Genomic DNA, 14198 nt, shown 5'->3' with positions numbered 1-14198 from the left:
GATTTCCCATAGTTCGTTCCAGTGGTTCAGGCCTAATCGACTTTTGTCTCACTCTCTTTCTTTTAAAGGTTCACGATTCTTCTAGATTAGTTTAGCTAAAAGTCGTGAACTTTTAAAAGCCTTTGATCAGCCTTGGTCGCTTTTTGATATCTACTTAGCCCGAATTCAATCTTTCCCCAGCTATCATTTTAGCTTATGATGGCATAAAGGAGTTTTTTACTATGAAGAAATTAATTAGTCTACTATGTCTAACACTCTTGGTCTTAACGGCCTGCCAAAACAATTCAGCTAAGGAAGAAGCTGAGCAAAGTAACACCGTCAGTGTGGCGACTTTTGGCTCTGACTTGGATATCTGGAAGCATGTGGCCCAGTCCCAAGCCGCTAAAGATGCGGGGCTTGAAATAGAAGTTAAAGACATTACGTCCAATGCCCAACTCAATGACTATACAGCCAAGGGCGAAGTCGATGCCAATGCCTTCCAAACCCTAGACTTCCTAGAGACTTGGAACGCTGACCACGGCAATAGCCTAGCTCCCGTCGCAACTACTTACATCGAGCCAATGGGCATCTACTCCAAGCGCATCGATTCCCTCGATGAGCTTCAGGATGGCGCGACTGTTGCGATTGCTAATAATCCTTCCCAGCAATCCCGCGCACTTAAACTTTTAGCCAATGCTCAACTGATCAAGCTCAAGGAGAGCGATGGACTAGTCAGCCTGAGAGATATCCAGGATAACCCTAAAAATTTAGAATTTATTGAAGTCGATGACACGCTAGGTGTACGGGTCCTAGAAGATGTTGACATTGCACCAATCGGTAATACCTTTGCTATGGAAGGCGGCCTTCGGGTCCAAACAGACGCTCTTTTCAAAGAAGATCCTGCCCATTCTTCTAAGGAAAACTACAATGTCATCGTAAGTCAAAAAGAGCATGCAAATGATGACAAATTAAAAAAATTAGCTGAAGTCTACCACGCCCCCGAAAATGTTCAATTTATTGAAGATAAGTTCCAAGGGTCCAAGGTAGTTATTAAGGAAAGCTTAGAGGGAGCCCAATAAATGAAAATTGCTATTATTATCGCCATGGAAGAAGAAGTCAAGCCAATTCGCCAGGCCCTAGAGCTAGAAACAGTAGACCACTTCCAACAGGTAACGGTCCAAAAAGGCCAGATTGCAGACCAGCAAGTCTACGTGATTGAGTCCGGTATTGGGAAAGCCAATGCTGCCATGGGGGCAACTTTGGCTATCGAACGCTTCCAACCCGATCTACTCCTTAATTTTGGTGTCGTTGGGGCGCTCAAAGACCACTTAGGCATCGGCCAGGTCTTTATTCCCAATGACTTTTGCTACCATGATGCTGATGATACAGCTTTTGGCAGCCCCTTAGGACGGGTTCCCCGCATGCCCGTATCCTACCCCCTCCACCAAAAAATCAAGGCCTTTGCTGATCAATTTATCCAGGACCAAGGTCTAGAAACAGGTTTACTCCTAAGTTCGGATGCCTTCATGGCAGACCCCAAACGCATCGCTTGGGTAAAAGACCACTTCCCCACTGGCCAAGTTGTGGATATGGAGGCAACTGCTATTGCCCAAGTCGCTTATACTTATGACCTACCCTTCCTCTCGCTGAAAACCATCAGCGACCATTCCGATAGTCCGGAAGATCCCGCCCGACTCTACCAAAACCATAAAGATCAAGTCGCCAAAAATGCAGCCCAAGTCTTTTTTGACTTAATCGACGCCTTAAAATAAGCATTAAAAAAAGCTAGTTTAAAAGCTAGCTTTTTTAATGGCTTATTTTACTTTGCGGTCGCTTATAGCCTTTGACCAAGTAAGTATTCTTTTCCTCATCAAAAATAAAGGATTCAATGTATAAGCTGTCTGCCTGACCGAGAAATTGCGAAGCTTCCTGGCTAGGCAGGTCGATTTCAAAATAATCATAAATAGATTGAATCTGGGTAATAATCCCCTCTTCTAACTTTTTAATACCTTGTGGCGAACGGGCGGAGATCGCGACATAAGGTGAAGATGGGGATACGAAGTCCGCGGTTTCTACCTGGTCCATCTTATTGTAAACAAAGAGATGAGGAATTTTGAGCATATCTAGGTCATCTAAGAGCTGGCAGACCGTTTTTTCTTGGGCTTTGGCATAAGTTGACGAAGCATCGATCACGATCAATAAGAGGTCCACATCCCGGCTCTCTTCCAAGGTGGAATGGAAGGCATCGATAACCATGGGTGGCAGGTCTTGGATGAAACCAACTGTATCAGTTAAGGTCATTTGAAAGCCATTCTCTAAGCTAAAGCTCCGGGTTAAGGGGGTCAACGTAGCGAAAAGCTGGTCTTCTTCGTAAGTATCGGCCTGGGTGAGACCATTGAGAATGGTTGATTTGCCAGCGTTGGTGTAGCCGACAAGACCAATCTTAAAACGGCTGGATGATGTTCGCCGGTCCCGGCTAATTTCCCGGTGTTTCTCTGCTTCTTTCAATTGTTTCTTGATTCGGCTGATATCATCACGGAGAGTCCGCCGGTTGCGTTCGAGCTGGCTTTCACCCGGTCCCCTAGTGCCGATACCACCGGCTAAACGTGAGAGGGCCAGTCCTTGACCGGCTAAGCGAGGAAGCAGGTACTCATTTTGGACGAGCGCCACTTGGAGCTTAGCCTCTTTAGAATGGGCCCGCAAGGTAAAGATATCCAAAATGAGCTGAACACGGTCAATCACTGGCCAATCCAGGGCTGCCTCAATATTACGAACTTGTGAAGGGCTCAATGCATCATAAAAAATAATCAGGTCAGCAGACAGGGTTTCTGCTAAGGATTTTAATTCAGCTAACTTTCCTTGGCCAATATACGTTCTGGGATCAGGATGGTCTCGGCTCTGGGTTAGCGTCGCAACGAGCTTACCTCCAGCCGTCTTAATCAATTCTTGGCACTCTTCTAGACGCATCTGGAAATCCTGGTCAGTTTCTGACTTATCTTCTAATAATACAGCAATAACTTCTTGCATAGAGACTCCTTTCTCAACTAGTGACTAAGTTTTAAGGAAGCGCTTAACTTCTTCTACTAGACGCTGGTAGTCGGTTGCTTGGGGATCATCCACAAGGTCATAGGTCTGAGCAGCAGGCAAGCGGTGGCGGATCCAAGTTAATTGTCTTTTGGCATAGTGGCGAGTATTTTTTTGCAGGCGCTGGATGCCTGCCTCGAGGCTTTCTTGACCGCTCAGGTAGGGAAAGAGTTCTTTATAGGCAATAGCCTTCATCGACTGGGCATCAGGCGGTAAGTCTTGCTGGTAAAGCCACTTGGCCTCTTCGAGGAGACCTTGGTCTACCATTTCAAGCACCCGCTGGTTGATCTGTTCATAGAGCTTCTGCCGGTCCCGAACTAGAGCAATAATTAATAAGTCATAAGGACTGTCCTGGTGTCGGGACTGCTTCTGGTCAGAAAATTTCCCTGACGAAAACTGGCACACTTCAAGCGCTCGAATCACCCGGCGTTGGTTATTGGGATGGATGGCTTCCGCTGCTTTGGGGTCAACAGTTTGCAATTTTTGATGGAGAGCTAGGGCCCCATACTGGTCAGCGTAGCCTGCCATAGCTTCACGAAAGGCCGGGTGCTCAGCAACTTCCGACCCTAAGTCAAAATCATAAAGCAAGGCCTCAAGGTAGAGACCCGTTCCGCCCACTAAGAGTGGCAAGTGCCCCCTTTCATGGATCTTCGTGATGACTTCTGTGGCATCCCGCTTAAAGTCGGCCACACTATAGCTTTCGTGAACTTCCCGTAGATCAAAGAGATGGTGGGGAATGGACCCGCGTTCTTCTGGACTGATTTTAGCGGTACCGATATCTAGGTGGCGGTAAACCTGCATGGAATCGCCATTAACTACCTCGCCGGAAAATTTTTGCGCAAGGTCTAAACTTAATGCGGTTTTTCCGACACCGGTGGGGCCACAGATGACAATAAGCTTCTCTTTAGTCATAAAACCTCCTCATAAGCTTGGTGCATGGCTTGGCGGTCCTTCGCTGCTTGGTCCAGCTGGTCTTCTGCAGCTAAGCGCGAACTTTCTGTAATCTGTTCGCCGGCTAAGATACGAGCTAATTCTTCAACCCGCTCTTCTCGGTTCAGATCTTTAACTTGGGTCATAGTCCGTCCATCCTTCTCAGACTTGTGGATGTAGAGCTGCTGGTCTGCCATGGCAGCGACTTGGGCCAAGTGGCTGATACAAAGTACTTGAGCACCTAATGAAATTTGATACATTTTCTCTGCTATGGCTTGGGCAACACGGCCGCTAACACCTGTATCGACCTCATCAAAGACGATGGAAGTCACCCCTTTAGCCTCTTGGAAGACGGCTTTCATCGCCAACATCAAGCGTGAAAGTTCTCCGCCAGAAGCCACTTTAGTTAAAGCCTTAAAGGGTTCGCCCGGATTAGTAGCAATGTAGAATTCCACCCGGTCCATCCCATTTTTGTAGAAACGGTTAGATAGGTCGATCTGCACTTTGAACTTAGCCTTAGCCATATAGAGTTCCTTCATCTGGTCCATGATGACTTGTTCCAAGTCTTTGGCCGTTTGACTCCTATCTTCATGCAGCTGGTGACCCAAGTCGAGCAAACGGTCTTTGGACGTCTGGAGCTTGCTTTCAAGGTCTTCCTGGTGGCTCTCTTGGTGGTCCAGCCGTTCCAATTCTTCCCGTGCTTGATCAGCATAGGCCAGGATCTCTTCAATACTCTGTCCGTACTTGCGTTTTAATTTTTGAATAGCATTGAGCCGCTCTTCAATCTGGTTGAGTCGGTCCTGGTCATAGACCATATCCTCCATGTAATGGTGGATATCCGAAGACAGGTCTTGGAGGCCATAATAAGCGGCATCCATTTGTTCAATAAACTGGTCAAATTGCTGGTTCATTCCCGCCAAACGGGCTAATTCACCAGACATTTGCCCCAAGTGGTCGATGACATTCACTTCTTCGTAAGAGAGACCAGCTGTCACGAACTGCAGGACTTCCGCAATCTTTTGGTAGTTCTGTAGTTCTTCCCGTTCCTCTTCAAGGACTTGGTCTTCATCAACTGTTAATTGACTAGCATCGATTTCCGAAATTTGAAAGCGGAGCAAGTCCACGCGTTGGGCCAGTTCCTGTTCATTTAAGGAAAGTTGGTCCAGTTCATCTTTTAAACTTTGATAGTGCTCGTATTCTTTCTGGAAGTCTTCTAGATTGCCTTGGATTTTTTTACCGGCAAAATAATCCAAAAATTCAATATGGCGACTGGCATCCATTAAACTTTGGTGTTCATTTTGGCCGTGGATATCTACCAAGTAGCTGCCGATTTTCTTTAACAAGGCTACGGTCAAGATCACTCCATTGACGCGGATGACATTCTTCCCTGACCGGTGCATCTCCCGACTGATCAACAGTTGAGAATCCTCAAAGGGAATCTTTAAATCTTCAAGTAAGCGCCGGCCATCCTCTGCGAGCTCTGGCATAAAGAAAATACCCGACAAGAAGAAAGAGTCACAATGGTAACGGATAAAATCAGAAGCCCCCCGGCCTCCAATCAAAAGCCCGACCGCATCAATGATAATTGACTTACCGGCCCCGGTCTCTCCCGTTAGGACGGTCATCCCATCTTCAAAATCAATTTCTAGTTCTTCAATAATAGCGAAGTTACGAATGGTGAGATGCTGTAACATGGTGTCAATCCCTTCTTCTCTTCAAGTCATCACTAAGCATGAAATTGGTCATGGGCAGCTTTAACTACTTCTTCTGGAGAAGTAGTCAGTAAATTCTGCCCCTGGTCACGCCGCTGATTCTCCAATAAGGCCAAAAATTCAATATTACCTGATCCGCCCGTGATTGGGGAATAGGTTAAGTTGAGGATATCGTAACCCAGGTCCTGAGCCATCTTAAAGGTCCGGTCCAAAACTTCCAGGTGGACCTTAGGATCTCTTACAATCCCCTTCTTGCCCACCTGGTCACGCCCTGCTTCAAATTGCGGCTTAATTAAGGCAACCACTTGCCCCCCTGCTTTTAGGATCGGAACAAGGGGTGGGAGAATCAAACTAAGGGAAATAAAGGAGACATCAATGCTAGCAATATCTGGCTGGCCAGCTTTGAAATCTTCCACTTTGGCATGTCTAAAATTTGTCTGTTCCATAACAATTACCCGGTCATCCGAGCGCAGCTTCCAATCCAACTGGTTGGTGCCGACATCTAGGGCATAAGACTGCTTAGCTCCTGATTGCAAGGCAACATCAGTAAATCCACCCGTTGATGACCCAATATCTAAGAGAATCAAATCCTTAAAGTCGATATCAAAACTATCCCGAGCCTTAACTAATTTCAAGCCGCCCCGAGAAACATAGGGCATATCCTCCCCCTTTAATTCCAATATAGAAGTATCCGGAATTTTCTCCCCGGCTTTATCCAGGCGTTCATGCTTTTCATTATAGATTTGTCCTGCCATGATGTAGCGTTTGGCCTTCTCCCTGGAATTGGCGAGACCTTGGCGGACAACAAGGACATCTACGCGTTCTTTGCCCATCTTTCTCCTATCTCCTCATGCTTAAACTTTCAAATAATCGAGAAAATCGCGGATCAAAGTAGTATCCATGACTTCTTCTAAGCGACTTAGTATTTCTTCACAGCGTTTGATTTCTCCCCTCAAGGCCTCTTGGGCAGCTTCTAGGCCCAGGAGCGCTGGATAAGTATTCTTTTCCAGCTCCTGGTCAGAATGGGTGTGTTTTCCTCGTTCTTCATCTGTCCACAAGACTTCTTGGAGGTCATTTTGGATCTGGAAGGCAAGGGCATAGGCTTGAGCAAAACTAGCCATTTCAAGCTTGGTTTGGTCACTGACTTGGACCAGTCCAAGGGGGGCCTGGAGACTAAAGCGAATCAAGGCCCCGGTTTTTTGGTCGTATAAAGCTTTCAATTGAGCCAAGCTAACTTTTTGCCCTTCATAAATGATATCCTTCATCTGGCCAGCCACCATTCCCTGGTCCCCAGCAGCTTTGGCTAATTGGGCGAGTAAGCTGACCCGACTTTCAGCTGCTAGATCAGTATCCTGACTGATCACTTCAAAAGCCTTAGCCTGCAGGGCATCGCCAGCTAGAATAGCCGTTGCTTCATCGAAAGCTTTGTGGTTACTTGGTTTTCCCCGGCGATAATCATCATCATCCATGGCAGGTAAATCGTCGTGGATCAGTGAATAGCAATGGATATATTCGATCGCCTTGGCCAGGCTAAAGGCTGACTTAGGGTCTCCACCGAAAGCCTGGACAAGAGCCAAAATAAAGAAGGGACGGAGTCTCTTACCACCATTTGTTAAACTATAACGGATACTGGGGTGGATGCTAGTGGCGTCTTGTTCAGGAAATTCTTCTAACAGGGCCTCTTCAAAGGCAGCTGCATAAGACCGCCTAAAGTCTTGTAAATTCATCTTATCCCTACCCTTGCTTATCAAAGTCTTCGAGTTCATCATTCTCGTTCATCAATTTAACCATGGTCTCCTCAGCCTCTTGCAAGCTGTCATTACAGTACTTGCTTAGGGCCATTCCGTCCTGGAAATAAGTCATGGAGTCAGCTAGGGGAATATCCCCGTTCTGTAATTTAGCAACAATTTCTTCTAATTTTGCCATGGCTTGTTCAAATGTCAAATTTTCTAAGTCAATTGCCATTCTAATTCTCCTTTTTATCTTCTTTATCCCATAAGGAAGCCTCTTCAATCCGGTCAACCTGAGCGAAAACTTGACCATCGAGTAGTTGAACTTCTAAATGATCGCCAGCTTGGAGGTCCTGCACGCTGTTAACATGCTGGCCATCCTTACTCAGATAGGCATAGCCTCCTGACAGACGTTTGAGAGGGGACAACAAGTCCAATTGGGTAACAAGTCGGTGCAAATCTTGGTCCTTCTTTTTCACTTGGTCGGCAAAGGCCTGGGCAAGCTTCTGACTCGTCTGTTGATAGAGGTGCTTGGACTGTAAGAGCTGATAGCGTGGGTTATATTTAGCTAGCAAGTCTTTTAGACGGCGTACCTGGTCCTGCTGGCTCTTTAATTTTTGCTGCAAGTTAGCTTGCAAGTCGCCTTCCAAGCCGATCAGTTTCATCCGATAGCCATCGTAAAGTTTCTGTGGCTGGGTAAAAATATAGGACTGCTGGCTACTAGCTAGTCGCTGCCTGTAATACTTCAAACGCTGGCCCTGGACAGTATAGAGACGTTTTCTAAGTTCTTGGATCCGAAAGACCAAATCTGCTAAGAGAACCGGCGTTGCTAGTTCGGCGGCAGCAGTCGGCGTCGGTGCGCGCCGGTCGGCCGCTTCATCGGCTAAGCTGTAGTCCGTTTCGTGGCCGACCGAAGAGATAACGGGGGTCTTACAGGCAACAATCGTCCGTGCGACTTCTTCTTCATTGAAACACCACAAGTCTTCAATCGAGCCGCCGCCCCGTCCGACAATAATCACATCATAGGCCCCAGTCTGGTCCGCACGTTTGAGATTGTTAACGATACTGTCCTTGGCCCGGTCGCCCTGAACTACTGTGGGATAGACCACAATTTCAACAATGGGATAGCGCCGACGGACAGTCGTTATAATATCGCGAACCACAGAGCCCGTGGGTGAGGTGACTACGGCAATTTTTTTAGGATAGGGAGGAAGCGCCTTGCGTTCAAAATTAAAAAGACCTTCCTTACTTAATTTGTCTTTGAGCTGTTGGTAGGCGATATAAAAAGACCCAATCCCATCAGGTTGGATGTCTTCAACATAAAGTTGATAGGAGCCTTGCTTTTCATAGAGCCCCACCCTTCCTTTAACTAGAACTTTCATCCCTTCTTCAAGGTCAAAAGGAATACGCTGAAATCGGCCGCGAAAAATCACAGCCGAAATCAGCGCATTATCATCTTTTATGCTGAAATACTGATTGTTTGCCTTGCCCCGCGACCGGTAACCAGAAATTTCACCCGTGAGATAGACTGTCTCTAAGTAAGGATCTCGGGTAAATTTAGCTTTGATATACTGGGTGAGCTGGCTCACTGTCAAGTATTTACCTTGCGTCATTAATTTGCCTCTTTTTCTAATCGCGTAATCATTTGATCAAAAAGCATCACTTGGGTAACAGGGCCTACACCACCTGGAACTGGGGTTATCGCCCGTGTCTTAGGGGCAACATTTTCATAATCCACATCACCTAAGAGTTTGCCATCTTCGGTATAGGTTGTCCCAATATCAACGACAGTCGCCCCTTCTTTAATCATATCTTCAGTCACAAGATGGGGCACGCCCGTTGCGGAACAGACAATGTCAGCTTCACGCGTAAATTTAGCCGTATCATTGGTGAAGATATGGCAGAGGGTAACCGTTGCTTCTTTTTGCTCTAAGAGTTCAGCCAATGGACGGCCAACAACCGTACTGTTACCAATCACCACGCAGTCTTTACCTTTGAATTCAGTATCTGCTAGTTCGAGCATTTTCATCGCAGCCAAAGGAGTATTGGGGATAGTTGAAGGACGCTGGTGGAGTAAGTTACCTAAATGGATAGGATGGAGAGCGTCTACATCCTTATTAGGATCTAGGGCCACACGAATTTGAGACTCGTCGATATGTTCAGGCAGAGGCATTTCAACCATAATCCCATGGGTATTAGGATCTTGGTTTTTCTCTTCAATTGCCTTAATAAGATCTTCCGTAGTGGTTTCAGCGTCTAGTTCAACTAAGTGGTAGTCCACGCCAACAGTTTCCGCAAAGCGGCCTTTTACTTTAGCGTATTGGGCATTAGCGCTGCGTCCTTGGACTAAGAAAGTTGTCATCGAGGGATGAATACCTTTTGCCTTTAGGGCCTCAACACGTTCAGCCATTTTTTCCTTTTGCTCTTTCACATAATCTTTAGAATAAATTTCAATCATTTTCTGTTCCTCATTTCTTATATTTTTAAGCAGTCTGGGACATCCCAGTGATTGAATTAATCCTCAAGGTCATTTTTATTTTTCCATTGTATTTGACAAAACACCATTAATAAAGCGTCGCGACCGGTCGTCCGAATAGCGTTTGGCGAGTTCAATCGCCTCATTAACCGCTACTACCTTAGGAACCCGGTCTTCTGCAACGTAGAACATTTCATATAGAGCTAGACGTAAGATAGCTAAATTAATTTTTTCCAAACGTTTGACTGACCATTTACCTGAGATAGACTGGTCCAACCTCGCATCAATGGCTTCTTGGTTGGCCAGAACACCAGAAACTAATTGTAAGAGATAGGGAGGAAGTTCTTCCCCCTCTTCAAAATCAATTGCCGTAAAATCATTGCCTTTGCTAGGGCTTTGTTGCTGTTTTTCGAAAAATTGTTCTTTATCTTTGAGCGCTTCTAATCCCTCTTCATCGACTTCCTCATACTTAACGACCTGCTTCAACTGGTCTAAGTTTTCTAGAACATAAGTCATACATGCTTCTGGAGCCAGTTCCGGATTTAATGCTTGCTGGTAGAGAACTAGGAGAGCAATTTCTCTAATTTGTGAAGTGCCTAATTTCATTCCTTTATTCATCCTTTAAGCTTCAGACCCTATCCTAAATATTAAGTTCAGTCACTTTAATATTGATAGCGTCAAGTTGTACATCTGTCATAAAATAAACTTCTTCGAACACGTGTTGTTGCAAGCGGGTCATGGTTTCTGGCACATTGACACCATACTTTAAGGAAAGTGCAATTTCCAAAAAGATCTCATGGTCCTCATTCTGATAGAGGATTACCGCTTGGTCACGGTTCATCCAGTCATTAAAATTGGCACGCCAAGAAGAAAGCAAGTTTACTTCTTCAAAATCTCTACAAGCCTGGCTTGCAATATCTTCGATAACTTTTGGTGCAATGTTGAAAGAACCGAGACAAGCCTGGTCTTCAGCTGTTAGCATTCCCGTTCGTTCTGCCATGTTCACATTCCCCCCACTCTCTATTTTACAAGCTTAAGCGCGTGATACATATTCTCCGTCATTGGTGTTGATGATCAGATGGTCTCCCTCGTTAACGAAAAATGGGACATTAACCACCAAACCTGTTTCCATAGTAGCTGGCTTGCTACCACCTGAGGCTGTATCCCCCTTGATACCGGGTTCTGTTTGTTTAACTTCTAATTCTACTGTTGTTGGCAGGCTAACCCCTAAGATTTCACCTTCATAAGAGGTTACTTGAACTTCCATATTTTCTAATAAGTACTTCAGTTCTTCTTCAATCTGTTCGCTTGGAATTTCAATTTGTTCAAAAGTTTGATTATCCATGAAAACATGCATATCCCCAGAAGCATAAAGATATTGCATGGCATCATTGTCAATATGAGCAGTTTCTACTTTTTCGCCAGCGCGCCAAGTCTTATCGAGAAGCGCACCTGTCCGTAGATTTTTTAATTTAGAGCGAACAAAGGCACTCCCCTTACCTGGCTTAACGTGTTGAAAATCCACGATGCGGTAGAGTGTATCGCCATCTTTAATGGTTAAGCCGTTTTTAAAATCATTTGTTGTAATCATAACTCGTCCTCCAATTCAAATACGTTATAACTAATCTTATCATATAAAAGCCAACTAGCGAACAAATATCCTTATTTTATTTTAATTTAGAGAATAATTAATTCGCGGCTAGCTGGGGTTAAGATGCGGTTACCTTCTTCAGTAATGACTAGGTCATCTTCAATGCGGACCCCACCAATGCCTTCTAGATAAATCCCCGGTTCATTGGTAATCAGTTGGCCCACTTGAAGGGCTTCATCGTAAGATGGGCTGGCATTGGGAGCTTCATGGATTTCTAAGCCAATGCTGTGGCCTAGCGAATGGCCAAAAGCGTCGCCGTAGCCAGCTTGACTGATATAGTCTCTGGCGACAGCATCCAAAGCCTGGCCGCTGATTCCTGGTCGGGCAGCTTGGCTGACCCGGCGGTTGGCTTCTTGGACAATGGGATAGATTTCTTTTAATTTGGCGCCTGGATCCCCCAAGGCAAAGGTCCGCGTCATATCGGAACAGTAACCTTGGTAGTAGCAGCCATAGTCTACTGTAATCAAGTCACCTTGCTCAATTTTTTTCTGACTCGCTACACCGTGTGGCATAGCTGACCGTAAGCCTGACGCCACAATGGTATCGAAGGAAACGCCAGAAGCACCTAAACTTCGCATGTGGAAGTCGATAGCATTAGCAAGTTCAATTTCTGTCATACCGACCTTCACTTCATTGAGCATGAAGTCATAAGTCTGAACGGCAATCTCACAAGCCTTTTCAATTAGAGCGATTTCTTCTTCGTCCTTGAATTGTCTGAGCACTTCAATCGCACCCGAAAATGGCACTAGATCAATTTCTAAAGCTTCATCGAGGGCCATATAGCTTGCAACTGAAACGTCCTCATCTTCAAAGGCCAAGTGGTCACAAGAAATAGCATTGAGCGTGCGTTTGATAAAGGCCAGGGGTGAATCCTGACTCGCTGAACCCCCGGCAATCACGACTTCAAGATCAGGGCACTGGCTTTCCGCTTGCTCACGGTAGCGAAAATCAGTAATAAGATAAGCTTTCTCCTGGGTCACAAGGACTTTAGCTGAGGTCCCCGTGAAACCACTGAGATAGCGGATATTATAAGGATTGCTGACATAGAAGGCCTTGATATCTTCTTCTTTAAGTAAGTCCTGTAATTTTTTAATTCGTCTCTTCATTAAGACACCTTCTTCTCTAAAACATCTATGAATTTATTATAACATAGATAAATCCACTTCAAAAAATGAATCGTTCTTTTACTTTTTTAATATGACTTAGTGAATTTTTGATCTGAGGCGTTTATATATCTATGACCGATAAAAATGAAAGGAGTTTCTTATGGAAAATTTATTTGAAGAGGTGATTGCACGCGCCCGACAGGTTCAGTCAGAAGATATTCAAATCTTCCCTCAGAGCGATCACTATCAAGTGCTCTTGCGAACCGCTACGGGCATTGAAGAAATCATGACTTTAACGGATGAAATAGGACTCCGACTCATCCGTTTCTTAAAGTACCGCAGCAATATGGATACCGGCGAGCGTCGCATACCCCAAGACGGCAGCTTCGTTTACCAAGAGGGTGAAGACCCGATCGAATTAAGGCTCTCTAGTATTGCTAATTACCGCCTGGAAGAGTCCTTGGTTATCCGCTTGCTCTACTCCCAAAAAGACCACAAGCCCTTCCTCGAAGACTTGGATCCCTCCAGCTATCGCGCCCTCTCGAGCGCTATGCAAAAACAAAGCGGCCTGATCATCTTCTCTGGTCCAGTCAGTTCAGGAAAAACGACTACCATGTATGAATTACTGAGGGAAAACTATGAAAAGAAACGGCGGTCGGTTATTACCATGGAAGACCCTGTTGAAATTAAGGACGACCGTTTCCTCCAGACACAGATCAATCGAGCAGCTGGGGTGGACTATGACCAGCTCATCAAAGCAAGTCTACGCCACCATCCCGATATCTTACTCATTGGCGAAATTCGTGACGCCCAGACGGCTCGCATGACCATCCGCGCGGCCCTGACTGGCCACCTGGTTCTGGCGACGATCCATGCTAAGGACTGTGTGGGCGTTATTGGTCGGCTAAAGGAGCTCGGCATCACGAATGAGCAACTCATCCAAACCCTGCTCATTATCTCTTCCCAGCGCTTGGTACCCTGTCAGAAGCCCCATCCTAGTCAGCATGACCGCATCTGTTTAATCGAATGGATGGCTGGACAAACGATTGCTTCGGTCGTTGTTCACGGACAAGTTCCTCCAAGCATGACCACTCTGAACCAAAAATTAAAGGAGGCCCGCGAACAAGATGTCATCAGTCAAAGAACCTTCCAAGAATATTACCTGGAAGAAAATTATCCATTACGAAATTACCAGCAGCTGGACCAGTCAGCTCCAAGCTAGTGTGCTCAGCTACATTTCAGAGATGCTGAAGGAAGGTTTCTCCTTACAGGATACCCTCCCCTTCCTAAGCATTGTCTACCCCAAGCAGGCTACAACTTTCCAAGCCATGGAAAATGATATCCTCTTGGGCAAGAGCTTCTCTGAAGCCTGCCAGCACCTTAAACTCCAAGGCAACCAACGCTTTCAAATTAAGATCGCAGAAGCCCACGGTGCTTTTGCTGATAAGTTGATGGAAGTCGCAAACTATCTGAAATTACGAGAAGCCAATACCAAGCAGATCCGTCAAACCTTAACCTACCCTTTTTTTC

Annotated in this window: 15 protein-coding genes and 1 pseudogene; 4 read left to right on the top strand and 12 right to left on the bottom strand. The window is 45.7% G+C overall.

Features of this window, described 5'->3' with window-relative positions; all coding sequences use genetic code 11:
• Positions 1 to 221 precede the first annotated feature (221 nt).
• Both HMPREF3090_RS02300 and HMPREF3090_RS02295 read left to right on the top strand, forming a co-directional pair.
• Positions 222 to 1058 (top strand): MetQ/NlpA family ABC transporter substrate-binding protein, encoded by an 837-nt coding sequence (locus tag HMPREF3090_RS02300; protein WP_067976011.1) that lies wholly within the window; start codon positions 222 to 224, stop codon positions 1056 to 1058.
• Positions 1059 to 1751, top strand: a complete 693-nt coding sequence (locus HMPREF3090_RS02295; RefSeq protein WP_067976006.1) for a 5'-methylthioadenosine/adenosylhomocysteine nucleosidase — start codon at positions 1059 to 1061, stop codon at positions 1749 to 1751.
• 34 nt (positions 1752 to 1785) lie between these two features.
• Here HMPREF3090_RS02295 and hflX read toward each other — a convergent pair whose 3' ends face one another.
• The 12 genes from hflX to HMPREF3090_RS02235 form a co-directional block, all read right to left on the bottom strand.
• Complete coding sequence (gene hflX, locus HMPREF3090_RS02290) at positions 1786 to 3006, bottom strand: GTPase HflX (RefSeq protein WP_067976003.1); 1221 nt, start codon at positions 3004 to 3006, stop codon at positions 1786 to 1788.
• A gap of 24 nt (positions 3007 to 3030) precedes the next feature.
• Complete coding sequence (gene miaA / locus HMPREF3090_RS02285) at positions 3031 to 3975, bottom strand: tRNA (adenosine(37)-N6)-dimethylallyltransferase MiaA (protein ID WP_067975996.1); 945 nt, start codon at positions 3973 to 3975, stop codon at positions 3031 to 3033.
• The gene (gene recN, locus HMPREF3090_RS02280; RefSeq protein ID WP_070485824.1) at positions 3972 to 5687 is read right to left on the bottom strand and encodes a DNA repair protein RecN; all 1716 of its coding nucleotides are present in this window, start codon (positions 5685 to 5687) and stop codon (positions 3972 to 3974) included. Before recN ends, miaA begins: the two co-directional genes overlap by 4 nt.
• 32 nt (positions 5688 to 5719) lie before the next feature.
• Positions 5720 to 6538, bottom strand: coding sequence for a TlyA family RNA methyltransferase (locus HMPREF3090_RS02275; RefSeq protein ID WP_067975989.1), 819 nt, complete (start codon positions 6536 to 6538; stop codon positions 5720 to 5722).
• 21 nt (positions 6539 to 6559) lie between these two features.
• Entirely contained in the window at positions 6560 to 7432 is an 873-nt protein-coding gene (locus HMPREF3090_RS02270; RefSeq protein WP_067975986.1) for a polyprenyl synthetase family protein, read from the bottom strand.
• Positions 7433 to 7439: 7 nt separating this feature from the next.
• Complete coding sequence (locus HMPREF3090_RS02265) at positions 7440 to 7670, bottom strand: exodeoxyribonuclease VII small subunit (RefSeq protein WP_067975983.1); 231 nt, start codon at positions 7668 to 7670, stop codon at positions 7440 to 7442.
• A 1-nt stretch (position 7671) separates the two neighbouring features.
• A complete protein-coding gene (xseA, locus tag HMPREF3090_RS02260) occupies positions 7672 to 9048 on the bottom strand; it encodes an exodeoxyribonuclease VII large subunit (protein WP_067975981.1) in 1377 nt (458 codons plus the stop codon).
• Positions 9048 to 9893, bottom strand: a complete 846-nt coding sequence (locus HMPREF3090_RS02255; RefSeq protein ID WP_070485822.1) for a bifunctional 5,10-methylenetetrahydrofolate dehydrogenase/5,10-methenyltetrahydrofolate cyclohydrolase — start codon at positions 9891 to 9893, stop codon at positions 9048 to 9050. The genes xseA and HMPREF3090_RS02255 overlap by 1 nt, the downstream gene beginning before the upstream one ends.
• 75 nt (positions 9894 to 9968) lie before the next feature.
• Entirely contained in the window at positions 9969 to 10517 is a 549-nt protein-coding gene (gene nusB / locus HMPREF3090_RS02250; protein ID WP_067975975.1) for a transcription antitermination factor NusB, read from the bottom strand.
• 34 nt (positions 10518 to 10551) lie between these two features.
• Positions 10552 to 10911, bottom strand: a complete 360-nt coding sequence (locus tag HMPREF3090_RS02245) for an Asp23/Gls24 family envelope stress response protein (protein WP_067975972.1) — start codon at positions 10909 to 10911, stop codon at positions 10552 to 10554.
• Between the two features lie 33 nt (positions 10912 to 10944).
• On the bottom strand, positions 10945 to 11502 hold the full coding sequence (gene efp, locus HMPREF3090_RS02240) for an elongation factor P (RefSeq protein ID WP_067975967.1): 558 nt from the start codon (positions 11500 to 11502) through the stop codon (positions 10945 to 10947).
• A gap of 86 nt (positions 11503 to 11588) precedes the next feature.
• Positions 11589 to 12668 (bottom strand): M24 family metallopeptidase, encoded by a 1080-nt coding sequence (locus HMPREF3090_RS02235; RefSeq protein WP_067975963.1) that lies wholly within the window; start codon positions 12666 to 12668, stop codon positions 11589 to 11591.
• Positions 12669 to 12828: 160 nt separating this feature from the next.
• Here HMPREF3090_RS02235 and comGA point away from each other — a divergent pair, with 160 nt between their 5' ends.
• Together comGA and HMPREF3090_RS10050 are read left to right on the top strand one after the other, a co-directional pair.
• The gene (comGA, locus tag HMPREF3090_RS02230; RefSeq protein WP_067975960.1) at positions 12829 to 13890 is read left to right on the top strand and encodes a competence type IV pilus ATPase ComGA; all 1062 of its coding nucleotides are present in this window, start codon (positions 12829 to 12831) and stop codon (positions 13888 to 13890) included.
• Positions 13796 to 14188, top strand: a pseudogene (locus HMPREF3090_RS10050) (type II secretion system F family protein); the annotation flags it as partial. The gene comGA and the pseudogene HMPREF3090_RS10050, both read left to right, overlap by 95 nt.
• Positions 14189 to 14198 lie beyond the last annotated feature (10 nt).

The sequence above is a fragment of the Aerococcus sp. HMSC23C02 genome (assembly GCF_001806805.1).
Lineage (GTDB): Bacteria > Bacillota > Bacilli > Lactobacillales > Aerococcaceae > Aerococcus > Aerococcus sanguinicola.
The sequence above is the reverse complement of the archived record's forward strand: the minus strand, read 5'-3'. Positions and strand labels throughout refer to the sequence as shown.

Bases quoted from the DNA above. Each gene is read 5' to 3' on its own strand.
- HMPREF3090_RS02300 (WP_067976011.1), top strand. From the start codon at position 222: ATGAAGAAATTAATTAGTCTACTATGTCTAACACTCTTGGTCTTAACG.
- HMPREF3090_RS02295 (WP_067976006.1), top strand. From the start codon at position 1,059: ATGAAAATTGCTATTATTATCGCCATGGAAGAAGAAGTCAAGCCAATT.
- hflX (WP_067976003.1), bottom strand. From the start codon at position 3,006: ATGCAAGAAGTTATTGCTGTATTATTAGAAGATAAGTCAGAAACTGAC.
- miaA (WP_067975996.1), bottom strand. From the start codon at position 3,975: ATGACTAAAGAGAAGCTTATTGTCATCTGTGGCCCCACCGGTGTCGGA.
- recN (WP_070485824.1), bottom strand. From the start codon at position 5,687: ATGTTACAGCATCTCACCATTCGTAACTTCGCTATTATTGAAGAACTA.
- HMPREF3090_RS02275 (WP_067975989.1), bottom strand. From the start codon at position 6,538: ATGGGCAAAGAACGCGTAGATGTCCTTGTTGTCCGCCAAGGTCTCGCC.
- HMPREF3090_RS02270 (WP_067975986.1), bottom strand. From the start codon at position 7,432: ATGAATTTACAAGACTTTAGGCGGTCTTATGCAGCTGCCTTTGAAGAG.
- HMPREF3090_RS02265 (WP_067975983.1), bottom strand. From the start codon at position 7,670: ATGGCAATTGACTTAGAAAATTTGACATTTGAACAAGCCATGGCAAAA.
- xseA (WP_067975981.1), bottom strand. From the start codon at position 9,048: ATGACGCAAGGTAAATACTTGACAGTGAGCCAGCTCACCCAGTATATC.
- HMPREF3090_RS02255 (WP_070485822.1), bottom strand. From the start codon at position 9,893: ATGATTGAAATTTATTCTAAAGATTATGTGAAAGAGCAAAAGGAAAAA.
- nusB (WP_067975975.1), bottom strand. From the start codon at position 10,517: ATGAAATTAGGCACTTCACAAATTAGAGAAATTGCTCTCCTAGTTCTC.
- HMPREF3090_RS02245 (WP_067975972.1), bottom strand. From the start codon at position 10,911: ATGGCAGAACGAACGGGAATGCTAACAGCTGAAGACCAGGCTTGTCTC.
- efp (WP_067975967.1), bottom strand. From the start codon at position 11,502: ATGATTACAACAAATGATTTTAAAAACGGCTTAACCATTAAAGATGGC.
- HMPREF3090_RS02235 (WP_067975963.1), bottom strand. From the start codon at position 12,668: ATGAAGAGACGAATTAAAAAATTACAGGACTTACTTAAAGAAGAAGAT.
- comGA (WP_067975960.1), top strand. From the start codon at position 12,829: ATGGAAAATTTATTTGAAGAGGTGATTGCACGCGCCCGACAGGTTCAG.